General features: G+C 41.7%; 18 protein-coding genes. All 18 read left to right on the forward strand.

Translation table 11 applies throughout. The annotated features are described in order from the left end of the window. The first annotated feature begins 452 nt into the window (after positions 1 to 452). The gene (tssD, locus tag LS482_RS13890) at positions 453 to 839 is read left to right on the forward strand and encodes a type VI secretion system tube protein TssD (protein WP_233028117.1); all 387 of its coding nucleotides are present in this window, start codon (positions 453 to 455) and stop codon (positions 837 to 839) included. A gap of 317 nt (positions 840 to 1,156) precedes the next feature. Continuing rightward, complete coding sequence (gene tssD, locus LS482_RS13895) at positions 1,157 to 1,552, forward strand: type VI secretion system tube protein TssD (RefSeq protein ID WP_233028118.1); 396 nt, start codon at positions 1,157 to 1,159, stop codon at positions 1,550 to 1,552. Between the two features lie 25 nt (positions 1,553 to 1,577). Continuing rightward, complete coding sequence (locus LS482_RS13900; RefSeq protein WP_233028119.1) at positions 1,578 to 2,363, forward strand: hypothetical protein; 786 nt, start codon at positions 1,578 to 1,580, stop codon at positions 2,361 to 2,363. Further along, complete coding sequence (locus tag LS482_RS13905; protein WP_233028120.1) at positions 2,353 to 2,841, forward strand: DUF6843 domain-containing protein; 489 nt, start codon at positions 2,353 to 2,355, stop codon at positions 2,839 to 2,841. The genes LS482_RS13900 and LS482_RS13905 overlap by 11 nt, the downstream gene beginning before the upstream one ends. 100 nt (positions 2,842 to 2,941) lie before the next feature. Next, positions 2,942 to 3,292, forward strand: a complete 351-nt coding sequence (locus LS482_RS13910) for a hypothetical protein (RefSeq protein ID WP_233028121.1) — start codon at positions 2,942 to 2,944, stop codon at positions 3,290 to 3,292. Positions 3,293 to 3,351: 59 nt separating this feature from the next. Further along, a complete protein-coding gene (locus LS482_RS13915; protein ID WP_233028122.1) occupies positions 3,352 to 5,169 on the forward strand; it encodes a type VI secretion system Vgr family protein in 1,818 nt (605 codons plus the stop codon). Between the two features lie 2 nt (positions 5,170 to 5,171). Further along, positions 5,172 to 6,866 carry a glycoside hydrolase family 19 protein gene (locus tag LS482_RS13920; protein ID WP_233028123.1) on the forward strand — a complete coding sequence of 565 codons (1,695 nt, stop codon included), beginning with the start codon at positions 5,172 to 5,174 and terminating at the stop codon, positions 6,864 to 6,866. Next, positions 6,850 to 7,860, forward strand: coding sequence for a hypothetical protein (locus tag LS482_RS13925; RefSeq protein WP_233028124.1), 1,011 nt, complete (start codon positions 6,850 to 6,852; stop codon positions 7,858 to 7,860). Before LS482_RS13920 ends, LS482_RS13925 begins: the two co-directional genes overlap by 17 nt. A gap of 53 nt (positions 7,861 to 7,913) precedes the next feature. Further along, complete coding sequence (locus LS482_RS13930) at positions 7,914 to 8,666, forward strand: hypothetical protein (protein WP_233028125.1); 753 nt, start codon at positions 7,914 to 7,916, stop codon at positions 8,664 to 8,666. Then, positions 8,663 to 9,148 carry a DUF4280 domain-containing protein gene (locus tag LS482_RS13935; protein ID WP_233028126.1) on the forward strand — a complete coding sequence of 162 codons (486 nt, stop codon included), beginning with the start codon at positions 8,663 to 8,665 and terminating at the stop codon, positions 9,146 to 9,148. The genes LS482_RS13930 and LS482_RS13935 overlap by 4 nt, the downstream gene beginning before the upstream one ends. Further along, positions 9,148 to 11,649: a hypothetical protein gene (locus tag LS482_RS13940; protein ID WP_233028127.1), complete on the forward strand. Its 2,502-nt coding sequence runs from the start codon at positions 9,148 to 9,150 to the stop codon at positions 11,647 to 11,649. Before LS482_RS13935 ends, LS482_RS13940 begins: the two co-directional genes overlap by 1 nt. A 7-nt stretch (positions 11,650 to 11,656) precedes the next feature. After that, positions 11,657 to 12,481, forward strand: coding sequence for a hypothetical protein (locus LS482_RS13945; protein WP_233028128.1), 825 nt, complete (start codon positions 11,657 to 11,659; stop codon positions 12,479 to 12,481). A gap of 3 nt (positions 12,482 to 12,484) precedes the next feature. Continuing rightward, positions 12,485 to 12,979 carry a hypothetical protein gene (locus tag LS482_RS13950; RefSeq protein ID WP_233028129.1) on the forward strand — a complete coding sequence of 165 codons (495 nt, stop codon included), beginning with the start codon at positions 12,485 to 12,487 and terminating at the stop codon, positions 12,977 to 12,979. A gap of 22 nt (positions 12,980 to 13,001) precedes the next feature. Next, on the forward strand, positions 13,002 to 13,766 hold the full coding sequence (locus tag LS482_RS13955; RefSeq protein ID WP_233028130.1) for a hypothetical protein: 765 nt from the start codon (positions 13,002 to 13,004) through the stop codon (positions 13,764 to 13,766). 135 nt (positions 13,767 to 13,901) lie between these two features. Beyond that, positions 13,902 to 14,711 (forward strand): hypothetical protein, encoded by an 810-nt coding sequence (locus LS482_RS13960; protein WP_233028131.1) that lies wholly within the window; start codon positions 13,902 to 13,904, stop codon positions 14,709 to 14,711. A gap of 59 nt (positions 14,712 to 14,770) precedes the next feature. After that, positions 14,771 to 15,283: a hypothetical protein gene (locus tag LS482_RS13965; RefSeq protein ID WP_233028132.1), complete on the forward strand. Its 513-nt coding sequence runs from the start codon at positions 14,771 to 14,773 to the stop codon at positions 15,281 to 15,283. A gap of 203 nt (positions 15,284 to 15,486) precedes the next feature. Next, positions 15,487 to 16,197, forward strand: coding sequence for a hypothetical protein (locus LS482_RS13970; protein WP_233028133.1), 711 nt, complete (start codon positions 15,487 to 15,489; stop codon positions 16,195 to 16,197). Positions 16,198 to 16,236: 39 nt separating this feature from the next. Continuing rightward, entirely contained in the window at positions 16,237 to 16,836 is a 600-nt protein-coding gene (locus tag LS482_RS13975) for a hypothetical protein (protein ID WP_233028134.1), read from the forward strand. Positions 16,837 to 16,838: the final 2 nt, after the last annotated feature.

A 16,838-nucleotide genomic window follows, 5' to 3' on the forward strand; every position in this document is an offset into this window, starting at 1 on the left:
AATGATCGCGAAAACCGGATTTTAAGAATGATGAAGCCATGGGACCGGCAGAAAAGGAAATTAAACCGGATGAAGGGCCCGACCTGACAGCCATAAATCAAATATATGATTGTCAGGTGATGATTAAACTCATGTTATAATAGTTTCCGGATGAGGTTATGAGGCAGATAAAATCGCAGAATGACCTGTTATAATACTTTTTTCTTCTAAAAATGTCTCCGGAAGGACAATTTCTTTTTAAGACATATTTTACGGATATTCTCCGGGATTTCAGGCGTTTTGTGTAGCTGACCAAAGAATAATTCCTACACAAAAAAACGGAAAGACAACACTTTCTTAACACCGGACTTTGTATAATACATTCACATTTAATATCTTGCAGACTGTTTTATAACTCAATATTTGATTTGGTATTTTTTATTTATTAACCTTAATTTTTAAATTTTAGTAGTATGTCATTTAAAGCAACATTAAGCGTAGGCGGAAAAAAAGTAAACATTTTAAGCGCCAACTACGATCTGGCACAGGAAGTAGATGCCACAGGACGACCTTCTTCGGTAACCCGGGGAGGGCGCATGAACCTTACCGTAGAATCCACCGGAGACTCTTTCTTCTTTGAGTGGATGACCAATAATTTCGAACGCAAGAACGGTGTGATCACTTACATTAAGCGCGACACCGACGCCAAACTTCGCGAAGTGAACTTCACCGAGGGTTACCTGGTGAAATACAAGGAAAACTTCGATCACAGTGGTGATAACCCCCTGACGGAGACCTTTACCATATCCTGCCGTATGATATCCAGCGGAGGTGGTGAGCATATCAACGAATGGGTATAAAACCATTCCCAAACTTATTGTAATAAGCGATCAGATCAAATATTACAAAAAAGGGGATGGTGAACAGCCTTCCCCTTTATTTACCCTATCCCCCTAAACCAATTATCAGTCCCCAAACTTTTTTCTTCTCTTTGGAAAGAGGAGAGCCTGCTTTTGCCTATACGGAGTTGTCCTTCCCCGGTTTTTTCGCAATATTGTGCGAAGAGCCGTACCTGTATTAAAAAAAATACTGGGTTTCAGGGATATGGGATGACAAGATAAAACCGTATTTTTATAAAGAAATTTAACACAATCTGGATTGAAATAATACTTTGATTATGAGTTTTTTATCAAAACTAACCATAGACGGCGAAGAAATGGTCGTACTGCGGTACAGGATGTCCATGGTGCAGGATACGGACCATAGCGACAGGCCTGCGGCCGATCCCAGGGGCGGGCGCATCCGGGTGCTGGTAGAGCTGACCAAGAGTACATCGCTTTTCGATTGGATGCGCAATCCGAGCCAGGTAAGGGATGGGAAATTCGTGTTCTATCGCCGGGACGGGATGTCCAAAATGAGAGGGCTGGAATTCAAAAAAGCCTATTGCGTAGCTTATGAAGAAGCCTTTGACTCCGATGATTCCCTGCCCATGCGTGCAGAAATAACCATTGTGGCCAAAGAGATCAATATCAACGGTTCGCGGTTTGATAAGAACTGGCCGCCAACATTGTAATCAACTGTAAGGACTAAAGAATATTATGGATGTAAACGTACATTCAGTTAGAGATGCGTTAGGGGTAATAGATAGTTTGACCCGTGTAGGTTACAGTGGAGTGTTGAATTTAACGTTTCATGAGGAGGGAAGGTGGCCCTGGCGTATTCATATAAGGTCTTTTATTTCTTCTCCGACAACAGGGATTTTTTTTAAAGGAGATGGAAGGGGGCCTTCTACGGTTTCCGAAGACGAAGGTGTCTGGTCAAGAGTCCGTTCTACTTTTGTCGTTGACCCTTCACAGGGCTCAATATCTGAATTGGAGTTTGAAAGTGACCCCACTATATTTTATGGAATTCCCGGTACTACACCCGGTTATCATATTCCTCCCGATATTGATGTTGGTCGTCCAACAGCATCGATTTCTAACAGGAGTTTCGGTGAAGGAATAGCATTATTTGATTTTCATCATTATGGCAAAGATCCGCTTACACCCGGCTTTGTAACTCCAAGCCTCGATGTACACTCTACACTATCTGTAACAGAAGATATTGAGAATGGTGTGTTAACTGTAAAAGGGTCGTTTACAGGCGATAGTTTTCCAAGTGCTGAAGCTTTTGTAGTGGACCAATCCGGGATGACCAAAGTGTTTTTAGGTACGTATCAGGAAACCGGGGGGGTGCACAGTCTTTTCGGAGATAACAAAAACCCGCTGTTTAACGTGGATATGCAGATTATGTTTGACGATGCCGGAAATTTTACCGGTGTTCGTGAAGGAACCCAAACCTATACTGTCGATGAATGGAATAAACATATTCAGGATGAATTTTAAAACCACCTTTCCGCTGTTGTTGCTTATGGCGTTACCCGTTTTTACGGCTTGTTGGCAAACCGGCGAAGAATCCGTATTTGTAGTCCCCGAAAATTACACAGGATACGTTTTAGTTATTTATGGCCAGGAAAATGGGGCAGAAGAAGAGTACAGGGATAAGGCCCGCGTATACCGAATACCTTCAAACGGTATATTGTTGTCCAGGTTTCCGGATAACCCGGGTTGGTCGGGTTTCCCGAAATTTTACAAAGGTACTATAGCACCGGAAAACGAGATTCCGTTTGTTACGGAAATTAAGGATATACCGACAGATCAAACATCGGCTTTTGGTGGTTCTGCCGGTGGCGCAAGCAGGGATCTTGAAGGAAAAGATGTAGTCAGGTATATCAAATATTATATCGGAACTCAACCGGAGATAAAGGAGTCCATAAAAGAATTGGATACGCTTGATATTGTGAACCTGGTCAGTGAACAATAAATCAGGCAGGATTTATAAAATAAATATTGTGCTTTTTGTTTCGACAGGCAGTTGATTTATGGAAAGAATTATCGTTTACATCATAATCGTTAGTTTGTTTATGGGTTGTACAGCACAAAACAATTCGTACTATCCGAGGGGAAGTGTGAAATTACGGGATGTTATTACCGATGAGAAATGGATAACGGCATATTATAATCTTCCTTCGGAGACCGTTTATTACTCCCCGGGTATAGATCATGTATATAAAGAAGGGGATAAACAGTTTGAGATCCGTGTGGTCAGACAAAAACTAAAAGCAAAGCTAACAGTGATGGCGGAAAGCGAACTGTTGAAGAATACAAAGGATAGTCTACTGGTTAAGGATTACGGGATCAATACGTATGTAGTGAAAATACCTAATGATCTTCGTCTGAATACGAATAAGAACAGTATTAAGGTGTCTGACTAAAATAAGAGAAAACACCTTGAAACTCAAAATAAACAGAACTTAAATAAAATAATTTACCCATGGCCATTCAAACAAATATCAGGATCAGTATCAATGGGGAACTTCTTTTAAAGTTCTCCAAATTAGTGATTAAACAAAATGTAATAGGCCACCATGCATTCTCCATAAAACAACATCTGCCTAAAGAGTTCATATCACGTGCCATTGATAAAGCCCAGGATTATATGGGGCAGCCCGTTCATATAGAAGTTCAGCCCAAAAACCTTAAAAACCAGACAACTCCTCTGGTTTTTAAGGGGCTTGTTACAGATGTCTGGTTGGACCGCAGCCGCGGAGCAGCCGGTGAAGTTGTGATCTCCGGAACCAGTCCTACCGTAAAACTTGACGGCGTGCCCAATACCCGGTCTTATCTGGGTAAGGAACTGTCTTCAATAGTGCAGGATACCCTGGGATCACATAAGGAGAGCATGAAGCTCAACCTGCAGATCAGCAGGGACACCGCGCTGGACTATACCGTACAGTACAAAGAAAGTGATTATGCCTTTCTGTGCCGTATGGCCCGGAAAAAAGGAGAGTGGTTTTATTACAACGGTACGGAACTGGTTTTCGGAAAACCGCAGTCCCGGACGTTCTCCCTGATATACGGGCAGAATGTTACCCGGTTTAACCGCCGTATGAGCATAAAACCCATGGGCTTTCAATATACGGGGTACGATCCGGAATATGCACAGACACAGAAAGCAGGTTCCGGAGAAGTGGGGTATGAAACACAGGGACTTGCCCAAAGCATGTTCCGGACTTCGAGGAAGGTGTTCCCGGATAATGGTGCTGCAATGTACTACCACCATCCCATAAGTGCAGGTAATGCCCAGAGCCATCTGCACGACAGGATCAGGACCCAGTTGCATGGCCGTGCTGCCGGCCTGGTGGTGGCCAGGGGCATTTCTACCGAACCCGGTTTGCGTATAGGAGATATTGTCAATGTCAAGGAACCCATGTTCTCCCTCACCGGCGATCTGGCCGACGGGGTAAAAGAAGACACTTTCGGGAATTACTACGTGACTTCGATCACCCACATGTGCGATGAGACCGGAAATTATACCAATGAGTTCAGTGGTGTCCCCGATACCGTGGAAGCCCCGCCCTATACCGATGTGCTGAACCCTCCGCTTGCGGAAACCCAGCCCGCCGTGGTGACTGATAATAACGATCCCAAAGGCCTCGGGCGTGTTAAAGTAAAATTCCACTGGGATTATGAAAGCCCATGGATACGGATGGTACAACCGCACGGCGGGGGAAGCAAAGGTTTTTACTTTATCCCCGAGGTAGGGGAAGAAGTACTTGTGGCCTATGAGGGCGGCAATGCCGAAAAGCCGTATATCGTGGGGACCATGTACAATGGCAATCAGAAAAGTGGGTATGCCACAGCCAATAACGACCTCAAGGTCATACACAGCCGTAGTGGGACCAGGATCAAGATGAACGATGCCGAAGGCAGTATTTTTATAGAAGACCCATCGGGCAATACATGGTTTATGGACGGACAGGGAAACATTGAGGTCAGCGCTCCGAAAAATGTTTCCATTCGCGCCGGGGAGAACATGTCGCTTACGGCCGGAAAAACACTTACCGCAATTTCGGGGGATGATACCAGCATCACCGCCGGCAAAAACCTCAAGGAAACCGCTACAGCCGATTACAGGCTGCAGGCTGCCAATATCACGGAAATATCAGACGGAGAATTCCGGTCGCAGGCCGATACCATTAATAATGTGGGGCGGTCCGAGATGAGCTCCATGAGCAATGAAGGCGTCATGAACAACCACGCAAAATCAAAAATTAACAACAATAGCGGGGAAAAAGGAAACCTGTTTTAGTTATGGGAGTGATTACTAAAATAGCCCTGGGGAAATTTATCAGGATAGCCCGGGGAGATATTAATAATTATGCGGATGTCATCAATCAGTCGGCTGCGATCTCCATTAACGAAACTGCCGATGAAGGGATATGTTTCGGCGAACCCGAAGATCCGCCTCCCGGGGATGTATTTGTAATGGATGCTTATTTTGCCGAGAGAGTTGTTGATACAATAGAAACAGACGAAGAAGGGGAACCCTTTTCTTATGCTTTTAATTTTGATAATACCATTACCGACTCCAATAAAGAAACGATTGCCGCTGTCATAGTAGAAAATTCCGAAGAAGAACTTGCTGAAAGAAATGAATACTTACGTCTTTCAGATGTAGTAAATACCTTGGAAAACAAAACATATGAAGCTAATCAGGATATAGAGCTGCCAACAAAAAAACTAAAAGAGAGCGTTAGTTTCAATAAAATCTCATCCGCTTCCTTAGAAAAAGAAGTGTATATAGTGGCAGAACATTTTGGTGCCGTAAATTGTGTACAGGTAACCCTGAAAGAGAAAGAAACCATGCTTGCTGATGGGGGAGCATTACCTGTGTTAGTAGATGAAAATGAAGTCACGACTATAGAACTCGGAGAACCGGAAGAAGAAGAGCTGAAGGGAGCCTATCGTTACGCTAAAATAAAACTCCGCCCCAAAGATGATGATAAATTAAAGGAATGGCAGGAGAAGTTACAGGAAAAAGAGATCGTGGCTTACAATGATACTGTCAATCAAAGAAGTGTCTCGCCCGAAGTTTTTGGACCGATGAGCCCGATAGGGATGGAACCCATATACGGAGAGACCGTAAGGAGTTTGATCTCTATTGAAGTAGAGGCAGAAGCAGAAGGCGAGGTGAATTATTGTGGTAAAGACAGGAGTAATACGTTTTTGAATGAAGAAGGGGAGTGGTTTGAATTGGGCGTAGCACAATGCTATTGCAATAGAGATTTGACAGAAGAAGAAGTGAAAGAAGTTATCATTGCTTTGCGTAAGTCAGAGTCTTCCGTTTACACAGGAGATAACAAAGAAAATCTTTTTTGGAAATCTAATTGTGATATACCTTCATCAGATAAATCTTTTGCAAGATTTACGGAAGAATTAAATAGCACATTTAATACTTATGATATAAATACATGTATTAGGAAAATTCATTTTTTAGCTCAAATATATCACGAAACAGATAGATTAAGAACGTCAGAAGAATATAATACTTCAGCAAGTTATGCCCCATATATAGGAAGAGGGTTAATGCAACTTACCTGGGAGAGTAATTATAAAATTTATGGGGCTTATAGTGGTGTTGACTGTGTTGAAGATCCTGAAATTATAGGGAATGATTTGTTTAATGCTTGTGATTCAGCAGGATGGTTTTGGAAGCAGGGAAAGGTGTTAAGTGAAGGAGAAACATGGTCTCCCCCGTCAAGTGCTCCCAGTTATGTAACAAATGTTAACCCAAGTTATTCAAAGGATATAATATCTTATGAAGATGATGGAGAGACAAAAGAATATGGTACTGTTGATTTTAACTTAATAGCAGATGATGATTATGTAGATGTTATTAGTTGGTTAGTTAATGGAGGGAGCAATGGATTACAGGAGAGAAGGGATTACGTAGATGAATTAAAAGAAATTTTTAAATATGAAACGGACTGTGAAAATAACAGGTAAGATAATTTTCTTCTTAATATTTTGCGTGGCTGGATGTAGAGGCAACCAAAAAGGTATAGAGTATTTTGAAGACAATAGCGATTATTTCATAAGAGAAATAGATGTTGATAAAAATGGTACTTTAGATAAAGTCGTAAGTTCTGAGAAATATAAAGGTAACGAGTTGTATTTCTTTGTAAATAAGGGGGGGGGATATCAAATGATGTTGGAAAGTATAAACTTTTCAGAAGATGGAGGCAGGATAATAGGAGATATTGAAAAAGTAGAAGATAATGAAGAACTGTTAAGGATACATACTTTTTTCCCGGATGGAGGAACCGATGAAGCATACTATTATGTGACTTACATTAATAGTAAATGGATTTTAACTAAAACCCGATATATAAATAATTATTGGCAGGAGGATGATGCTAAAACTTATGTTTGTGATGTCATTCAGGGGTTAAATATGAAAGATTTATTGAACCCTGAAGCGGCCAAAATGATTAAACAAATTCCGGATAGGTCCGAAAGAGAAAGAGTATGTAAAGTTCAGGATGCTGCAAAAGAAAAATTGACAAAACCCGGGGTTGAGTCGGATTCGCTGGTATATGAGTTAAATAATGAGTTGAAAGCTGTTGTAAAACAAAAGGATTTAAGACTTGTAGACAAAACAGGTAAACTATTAGGCGAAAACAATAGCATCATAAGGATTACCGATGAAAGTGGAAATTGCTTTTCCGAAGGTTTCAGAACAATAGTCAGTAAAGGAGATTACTTTACTGTAGAACAACAAAATTGTTCGAACAAATATATAATTGATGAGTATATTACATTTAAATATGACTCCGTAACAAAGAATTATATGCTGCATAAGTTGGGATTTGTTTATAGTGATAAGGCAAACCCCGATACATTGGAAAAAGAGAAAATATTCTCTGCAAAAGATTTTGGAAAAATAAAGTTCAGCGAGTTTAATCTGGATTCGGTTTATACCGAATATGTAAACAAGTAGATATCCTGCTGAAGAACCCGAAACACCAATATAAAAGAACCGGAAAATAAAATATGAACAAAACCCTACATTATGGTGTGAAAATACAATATAAAACAAAAGGCCATGAGTTACAGGAAACCAGGAAAAAAACAATACAGTACATCGTTAAGGTCAGGTACCGGGAAGATGACAGGGGAGAACTGTTGTGTACTCTAAACCGTGAAGGATTTGCTGTGAACGGCAAGCTGGTGTACCGGCTTATGGATGTGCTGGCCGAACGATGTGTAAAGATACTATACCCTTTTGTTTTTAAAGTAGGACGGTCCGGGATGATGCTGGGCGTGGAAAACCTGGAACAGGTACAGCGAAGATGGGTAAAAGCCCTGCCGGAATTGCGACGGGAATACACAGGGGAAGAAGCCAATGCTTATTTCGAGAGTGTAACAAAAAGCCTCTCTTCCCTGGAAAATTTCAGGCAGGCCATAAAAAGGGACATGTTTTATTACCTGTTTTTTGTGCAGCAACCCGTGCAGGACAATGAAGAAGCCCGGTTGCGTTTACCCCTTATTCCCGGAGAACCGGCCACGGTTTTTGAAGGAAGACAAACGGTCCGGAGTGTTGGCGACAGTAATCGTGTCCTGCTCCGGTTCAGCGGAAAATGTGAAGCCGGGAAGATACGTCACCGGAGTAAGGTGAAAGAGGGGCATCTGGAATTAAAATATACCTGGGATCTGCAGGATTTTGACCTGAGAAAAGCAGAAGGTCAGTGTTACCTTGTCACAGGAAAAGAAAAAGAGATTTCGTTTAAAATAACACGGTTATGAGCAGTGGAAAAATAGTATGCCAGGGCGCTATGTGCGAATGCCAGTACGGGGATTTCCCCGATACCTTAAAAGTGGTAAGCAAACACAAGGAATACGTGAACGAAACCGATGGCAGTGAAAAAATGATCGCTACCAGTATGGACATCGGGCAACCCTTTGAAAAGAAAACCTTCGGGCAATGCAAACTGCAGCCCACACCCGGGGGATACAAACCCTGCCAGATACAGGTAACCGAGTGGAAAGATTTTTATGAAAAAGTGACCCTGAGCAACGGAGGTAACGTACTTACGGAGAAAAGTAAGGCCGTGTGCCCCATAGCGGGAGCACCCTGTATCAGTATTACTTTTCACGGGCAGACGGCATCGCCGACATCCCGGCAAACGGAAGAAAAGGATGAGGAAACACACGCTATGCTCAATCCCTTTGCAGCACCTCCGGGCAAACAGGAAAAGAAAGTTAAACACCATATAAGTGCCGAATAATGAGTAACTGGATATCCCTGTCAGACCCGTCTTCCGGAAACAGTGTGGTAGAGACTTCACGCCACGGTTATACCATTTTTGAAGTTCGCATGGGGCAGAAGGCCCGGTTTCAATTGAATGTAGACCGCATACGTTACCTTCAGTCCCGAAGGCATATGATTTATTTTGTAGCCCAGGGGATAGATAATTTTGGCGAGGAGACCTGGTTGGAATGGAACAACGGCCCTGCACCTATGGCCCTGCACGAGTATTTTAATCATTTGAACGGGGGAAGCGAAGATTATACTCCCGATACGGTCAGGCAAATAGGACGCAACTACATCACTGCTTTTAAAGTGGGGGAAGATGGCCGTGTGGATTGGAATACGCCCAAATATCCTTCGTATGAACCTAAGGAAAAAGGACATGGCGTATGGCTGGAAGGGTTGTATTACTATCCCGAATGGAACAACATGGGAGCCTTTATTATCGGGGTAGAGCAGCCCCAGGTAGTTTCGTTGTTTGCCAGGGTACGTAATTATGCAAACTACGATCCGGATGAAAATTTTATTTCAGAAGATACGGGGAGTCTGCAAAATGTAAAATACGGCGAGACCATAGACCTGCATATAGAAACCCATCGTATAATTCCCGGCAGGTATTCGGCCGAGGTGGAAATACTTCATCAGGGGACACGGGTGTACAACGGTAAAAAGCGATTCCCGCTTGAAAACTATGCGAATCCGAATAATCCCGCCCTGGAGTACAACCTCGAAATGAAGGAATCCCTTTTTGTAGATCCGGCATGGAAACAGGCAACGGGTCATCCGGACGGAGCAACACAAACCTACACGGTGAGGTTTACGTTCAGTCCCGGCGACGTACTGGAAAACCGTACGGAAATGGACGGAGGGCTGGCCCCGGGAAGCCCGGTGGTAAAAGAATTTGACCTGGAGATCACCACAACAATTTTCGATTTTATATTGCCCAAACTGGGTGTTACTCCCCAGATCGTAAGTGTTCAGGAAGAAACCCTCGAACCCATTGAGCACGAAGAATGCCGTTTTACAGCCATCGAGGTGGCCGTAAAAGACCAGGACCCGGTAGAAATACTGAGGGAGAACACAGAACAGGGAACCTTGACCGCCAACCTGGTCAACCCGGTCATTCCGGTAGTTGCGGGAAATGGTGACGATAAGGAAGTCACCATACAGCTCGAAGGAGTGAATACGGAAGAATGCGGGGAGGACCCGTCGCATCATAACAACATATTTGTTTACGATGAAGCCGTTGGCGAATGGTCGCCGGAAGAAAGCGGGGACAAACTTGTGTTGAAGCCGAAGTATGAGTATCCCGATGGAATGTCAGGTGTCAATAGCACCTCTGACGTTAATGTTGACTTGCTGGACATCCGAAATGTATTAGAATATATATGGCCAATTAATGATTCATTAATACAGGGTCACACATTAAGTGTTTCAACCTGTAGATATACCAGGGAAATCAACTTTAGTGTATATCCTGATATTAAATGGGAGTTGGCAGTGGAATTTATAGTTAATCAATCTAACTATAGAGCGGTAAATATGCCATCTGGGAATATTTTCGCAAGGCATCAGGAAAAGTCGAGGGAGGCCGGATATAGAAGATGGCTAATGAATCGGCGGGGAAGAGTCCCGATAACGATAGGGGTTGGCCTTTCTGCCGAATGGAATAACGGGAACTCCAAAAGAAGTTTTACTAATGAATTTGCGGACAGAATACAATTGGCTGGAGAAATGGTGGCCAACTCTGTTAACATTTTACAGGAAGCTATTAATTTTGCTCGAGGAGTTGCGCAACAAACAGCGTTACCGGTAGGTTTTGATATCCGATATCCTAAATTTGCGATTGTAGGTAAATGGTACTTAGAGAGAATAGATAATAGAACTGCTGCAAACATAGTCGGTGAAATTGGTTTTGGGTTTAAACCTTTAATAGGGGCAGAAGTAGTAATAGATATTATTGGAGCTGCAATAGCAATGGCTTCTTATGGGGCTACAGGTAACCCTGCGGCAGCTCGGATCATAAATAATTTCAGGAGGGGTTTGGATAGATTAGGTGCCTCTGTGGTATTTGAAGCATCCTTTTATGGTGAATTGGAAATTGCGGTTGATGCTCTGAAAATTGATGCTGTTCGTGGGATTGATATGCAGGGGAAATCAACTATAGGAGGGAAAATGGGAGTTACTATTGTATTAAGTATTAATGCAGATATAGGTCAAGCCAGTGGGGCGAACTTTGTCCCTATTGATGTTTCTTTCAGGGCCGCAGCTCGAGCTCACGGATTTTTTGGAGGAGAGGTTGTATTAGATTCTGATGAAGAAGGGGTCTTTATTCAGCCAACATTAAAGTTTTCCGGCATTACTCTTTCCGTGTTGATCGAAGGGGAAATAGGTTGGTGGAAGAGTGATTTTCGGGTAGAAGAAAAAGTAGTAGATAAAGGAGATTTACCTTTGGAAAAAAAATATTTCACAAAATAATATAAAAATGAATGATTTTGAGAAGCCTTTGTATTCAATCTATCCAACAATATATTGTTCAGGTTCTGTATATGTAAATGATGTTCCCGTAGTGGATTGGTATGGAGAAAAGACCAAAGGAGAAGGAGGGTACGCTGGTGATGTCATAATTAATCAGGCTTTGCTCCAGAGTGGTAAACATAAGATAGTAGGAAAATTGTTGCCGAGAATGGGGCAAGAGTCTCTGACTGAAAGAGATGTTATGATGATAGATTTTTATTGTGCAGAGGCAGACCGGGATAAATGGAAAGAATCGAGAATTAAATTTCATCCTAAAATAGAATCGCCCTGGGATGGATTAACTGAAAATATAAAACATCCTTATTTCGAAATTGAAACCGAGATAGAAGTTGAGCTTCCTTTTGTATTGGACGGATGGCAAAATTCTGTGAATTTAACCGATTTCGATGAAGTGGAATTATTTCAGGAAGTGCTATCCTATTATAGGCAAATTCAGGGTATATTACAGATACACGATGCACCAAGATTTTTGGAATTGTCAAGAGAAAAAATGAAATTGCAGGAACAAGCATTTTATTTTTCAGAGGAGAGAAAAGAAAGTTTCAAACAAAGTGCCGCCAAATTATTTAATCAAAATTTGGAGGTAGAGCCATTAAATGAGGATGAACTTGAAATGCAGATAATGGGAAACGGTAAATTGGTAAGATTAATGAAAAGAAATGGTGGCCAACCACTTCAATTCAAAAGTCCGGATATAAAGAAACAAGGCAATATTGAATTAGAAGTTAAACTGCACATGCGATCTCAAGGCAATGGTCTAAGTATTATTTAATTTATGAAGCGGAGAGGGTTTATATTAAAAACTGGCTGCGGGACCTTGGGTGTGTTGTTGTCAGGCACTTTGATTGGTTGTTCAAATGATAGTGCGATTTCTTTGAAAGATCTCTTAGGAGGGGGGCATGAGAAATTTTTAGATAATAAATTCCCGAGAATAGGAGGTGAAAAATTCTCTTACTACATATTAAAAAAAGGGAATTTTCATCATCAAAACTTTAATGGTGAGAAAGTATTTATTTTTTGCCAAAAGGAAAATATCATCGGGTTTACAATACAAATAAAAGGGAATGATGCTGTAAATTCGGTTCTTGACGAATTGGATAAAACATATTCAAATAAGAGAAAAATATTTGAAAATGAATTCGGGACAAAATATCAATGGAGTGCACCTAATAAGAATATTTCATTATGCTTTACAAAAGAATATCCTGAACTCCCGGAATATACTTTTTATAGTGAATACCTGGATGGTGAGAATCTGATAATTTTCTGATTTTTTAAATACTCTGAACCCCATGCTAACCCCATTTGGCTTTGGCCTCTTATTCCTTGTATTGATAACGGGAATAATAACCTGGAAAATAACCCTCAGACAAAAATCAGGTAAGAACTGGTTATGGAAAGGGTTTGTTTTTTTAGTGGTATTTATTTTGTTCTTGCTGACAACAGGTATTCCGTATTTTACCTTACCTAAGGTTTATGAAGTATTAACACTTCCCAGATATGAGGGGAGAGTCGTCGGACATCATTCATATTACCGGAATTTTACCGATGGTTCGGGCTATAAAAAAGTGAAGATGCATCAACCTTATGTCATTTTTGCAGATCGCGAAGGAAATCAAATTAAAGTATTGGCCGATCTGGCTTCCGATACACCGAAGGAAATCGGCTCGCATGTTACAGTCGGATTTGCAAAGGGAATGAAAAAGGCCACGGTAATTTCCGGAATGAGCCTGTTATTACTGGCTGGTTCAGGATTACTTTTTCTACTAACCGGCTATTTCTCTGTTATGGCGATAGCCTATGCAATGGGAAAGGATACAAAACCAATATTGCGATTTGGTTATTTGGCGGGAATAACCTTTATAGTGCCGCTGGGATTAACAGGTTCCTGTATAGTAACCATCTATCTGAGCTATGGCTATTTTTCCGGGTTGCGTCCGGATATGCCGTTGTGGGGTGCTGGTATATGCGTATTATTTGGCACAGTATTGTTTTTTGCTACATGTGGATATATGAAACGTCTTTTCAAGGCTAAACCCTGGATTAATACCAAGTAAATATGAGGTGGAGTCATCTTTTTTCGTTATTGTTTATATGTTGCTTTTTAATGGAATGTCAATCGCAACAAAACGAAAGTCGGAAATATATTGGTGAGGACTATGGAAGTCTTGATTTGGATCAAACTTCATTTGATGAAAATCCGGATACATTATTTTCAGATTTTGAAAACCCCTTTTTACGAAATAGAAGTAAAGACCAATGACTGTCCTGTTGAAGTTTTGGTAAATGACGTTCCCTGCTTTGCAAATTACAGAAAAGGGGGGATGGCAGTAGATTGGCTGATTAATGAAAATATCCTTGAAACCGGGCGGCAACATTTTGAGATCAGGTCTTTTCCATACGAAGGAGAGGCTGAGATAAGGGATAATGCGTTTATAAAGGTCAAAATCTATGTAAGGGATGCCTTTGTTGAAAATGCACCGAGGGCATTAGTGGAAGAATTCCCTCTTATTGAATTTAAAGGAAAAAAAAGACAGCAATATAGCTATCAAAACATTTTTGCGGCAAAAGTTCCATATCAAAATGAAGGATGGAAAAACTCTGTAGACCTTCTGAATGAGGATAAAGACAAATTGCTTGAAGAATTGACCGGCCGGTATGACGAATTGCTGCGTGTTTTCAGAAGTAAAGACCAAACGGAATACGATAAGATCAATAAGGAAAGAATAGAGGAGCTTACTATTGCCAATTATTGGGATGATGCTACCGTGAAAAGAGAACAGGAGCGTTCATTTTCTTCATTACCAGCGAAAATAAACAAGGTGCCGATTGAAAATTATCAGTTAATGTTTTATGGTAATGGAAAAATAGTGGCACTCAAATTACCTTACCGCTCCCCCGGATTTGTATATGTACTGGAAAAGGATAAAAAGCAGGATTTTTTGGAATTTGCCCTTTTTTACAGAAAGGATAGAGAGGGGGACTTGAAATTGATACGCTAATCAGAATGGGTGAACTATAATGAGTTATCAGTATTATAGAAGTAGTTTACAGTAGCCAAATGCTAAAATTCTTCTCTAAATATATCACAACGGGAACATATCTGTTTATCGCCCTGGATTGGCTGTGGTTTTATTTCCGGGCCGATCAGTACGAAGGGTTGATGAAAGCCAAGTTACTGGCCGAAGGAATTATGGTGCATGCTACGGTTTTTATGCTTTTTCTGGCATACAAATTTTCCTTTTTCCCGTTTTTATCCTGTATCTACGGTCTTTTTATTTATGCATTTGTTCACAAATACGATGAAAATTATCATATACTGGTCACTTTCCTGTTGATAACCATAGACAGGGGGCGGCTCTTCTTTGTCAGGGATAAAAAGGAACAGGACGCATTGAGGATCAGGATTTACGGTAAATCACCTCTCATGCGTCCCGTGATGTTCTGCCTTTACGGGTTGGCCTATCTCCTGTGTGTTAAATATATCTTTCATTGGCAGACACCACAGTCGATGGCAGTTTTTGGTGTAAGTTATTTCGGATTACTGGCTTGTGCTTCGGCAAGGGTGGCATAGGGTTTTATTGGGCACTGAAAGACACCAGGGGATCAATCTTAAAAGTTGTGGAGGACAGGCTCATACAGGTCGGAAAATTTATCAGGCTGCCCGCCATGGCAAAACCCGAATTTGTATTTTCCTCGTTTTGGTACGGACAGGCAAAAAACAATCTTGGTATATTTTTATTAATTTTAAACACAAATAAAAATAACATAAAAACCATGTCTGAAAACTACCCCCCTGAATCCGGCACAAATGCGGAAATAGACAAGATCAGGTTGTCTATCGATTATTGGAACCAGATCCGGAGCACCGATGTTGCCCTTAGTTTCCTCACTTCGGGATACGGATTTACCCTGGAGTATGAAGATTTTAAGAACTGGGAAGCCCAAAATCCGGAGAACCTGCACTGTTACCTCGGGATACGCGACCTGAACCTGGAGTTTTACCTTGTGGACGACGTAACTGACCGTAAGCAGAATTACGTGATGGGTAAAACCCTGGTGCGAAAGGATTTTATAAGGAGCCTGACGACCGGTCCGTCAACCGCTTCCGATACTGTGGGAAATATGCCCGAACAGGAAGCGGATAAAAGGATCGTGAGCTGGATACTCTCTTCCAAAAGCTGGTTCGAAAGTCAGAAAAAACAGCGTAAAAAACCGGGACACGGCGAACTGCTGCGGTTGATAACACTGCCGTTTGCAGACCTGAAAAAACTGATGAATACAGGCGACCGGACAGAATTGATCGCAATACTGGCCCTGAAAAACTTTCAAACTGCCGAGTATAACGGTTATAATGTAGAACTCATACTCACCAGGACGCAGATACTGACCGGACAGGACCAATATACATTTTCCTACCAGGCATATGAAGACGTCTCACAGCCGCGTCCGCCTTTTAGTGTGGATGGAAGTTATAACCTGTTGTGATCGTAATGGATGGATGATACGCCGAGACTTGAAATAATCATGGATATGATTACGGGACTGGCAATGCTGGTCCTGTTTTCCGGAGTGTTATGGCATTTGTTCAAAAAGGGAAAACCGGTGTTTATAATATATCTGGCGGCCCTTTTCCTGATGGAGGTCTTGTCCTTTTTCGGAAAATCCAACCTTTATTTGTTTTCCATATCCTATTTCATACATCATCTTTGCCTGAGCTGTTTCTTTCTTATTCTTGTCATGCGGCAGAAAACACGGGTTTTCTGGACGCTGAACCTGCTGCTTCTTGTTCCGATGTTATCTCATATGGTCTTCAGGAAGGATGTGATTTCATATGAGTCGTATGACCGTCTTTGCTATAATCTCAGTATTCTCGGACAGGCGTTGTATGTGCTATGGAAATTTTACGACCGGAAAATTGTCCTGAATCATGCCGGTTTGAGGGTGGTACTGGCGTCTCTGGCCTTTTTTGCCCTGGATTTCAGCCTGGCATTGTCTACCAATTACCTGTTGAACAAGCCCCTGTATATCGTTGGATGGGTCTGGGGCTTCCGGGCCCTGTGCCTGCTTGTATTTTACATTACCCTTATTACGTACCCCTCATGGAAAACTGGTCAGAACACATAATA

The organism is Sinomicrobium kalidii (genome assembly GCF_021183825.1).
In the GTDB taxonomy this organism is placed as follows: Bacteria; Bacteroidota; Bacteroidia; order Flavobacteriales; family Flavobacteriaceae; genus Sinomicrobium; species Sinomicrobium kalidii.

What these genes read in the sequence shown, in the direction of transcription:
- tssD (WP_233028117.1), top strand. Translation starts at nt 453, where the DNA reads ATGTCATTTAAAGCAACATTAAGCGTAGGCGGAAAAAAAGTAAACATT.
- tssD (WP_233028118.1), top strand. Translation starts at nt 1,157, where the DNA reads ATGAGTTTTTTATCAAAACTAACCATAGACGGCGAAGAAATGGTCGTA.
- LS482_RS13900 (WP_233028119.1), top strand. Translation starts at nt 1,578, where the DNA reads ATGGATGTAAACGTACATTCAGTTAGAGATGCGTTAGGGGTAATAGAT.
- LS482_RS13905 (WP_233028120.1), top strand. Translation starts at nt 2,353, where the DNA reads ATGAATTTTAAAACCACCTTTCCGCTGTTGTTGCTTATGGCGTTACCC.
- LS482_RS13910 (WP_233028121.1), top strand. Translation starts at nt 2,942, where the DNA reads ATGGGTTGTACAGCACAAAACAATTCGTACTATCCGAGGGGAAGTGTG.
- LS482_RS13915 (WP_233028122.1), top strand. Translation starts at nt 3,352, where the DNA reads ATGGCCATTCAAACAAATATCAGGATCAGTATCAATGGGGAACTTCTT.
- LS482_RS13920 (WP_233028123.1), top strand. Translation starts at nt 5,172, where the DNA reads ATGGGAGTGATTACTAAAATAGCCCTGGGGAAATTTATCAGGATAGCC.
- LS482_RS13930 (WP_233028125.1), top strand. Translation starts at nt 7,914, where the DNA reads ATGAACAAAACCCTACATTATGGTGTGAAAATACAATATAAAACAAAA.
- LS482_RS13935 (WP_233028126.1), top strand. Translation starts at nt 8,663, where the DNA reads ATGAGCAGTGGAAAAATAGTATGCCAGGGCGCTATGTGCGAATGCCAG.
- LS482_RS13940 (WP_233028127.1), top strand. Translation starts at nt 9,148, where the DNA reads ATGAGTAACTGGATATCCCTGTCAGACCCGTCTTCCGGAAACAGTGTG.
- LS482_RS13945 (WP_233028128.1), top strand. Translation starts at nt 11,657, where the DNA reads ATGAATGATTTTGAGAAGCCTTTGTATTCAATCTATCCAACAATATAT.
- LS482_RS13950 (WP_233028129.1), top strand. Translation starts at nt 12,485, where the DNA reads ATGAAGCGGAGAGGGTTTATATTAAAAACTGGCTGCGGGACCTTGGGT.
- LS482_RS13955 (WP_233028130.1), top strand. Translation starts at nt 13,002, where the DNA reads ATGCTAACCCCATTTGGCTTTGGCCTCTTATTCCTTGTATTGATAACG.
- LS482_RS13960 (WP_233028131.1), top strand. Translation starts at nt 13,902, where the DNA reads ATGAAAATCCGGATACATTATTTTCAGATTTTGAAAACCCCTTTTTAC.
- LS482_RS13965 (WP_233028132.1), top strand. Translation starts at nt 14,771, where the DNA reads ATGCTAAAATTCTTCTCTAAATATATCACAACGGGAACATATCTGTTT.
- LS482_RS13970 (WP_233028133.1), top strand. Translation starts at nt 15,487, where the DNA reads ATGTCTGAAAACTACCCCCCTGAATCCGGCACAAATGCGGAAATAGAC.
- LS482_RS13975 (WP_233028134.1), top strand. Translation starts at nt 16,237, where the DNA reads ATGGATATGATTACGGGACTGGCAATGCTGGTCCTGTTTTCCGGAGTG.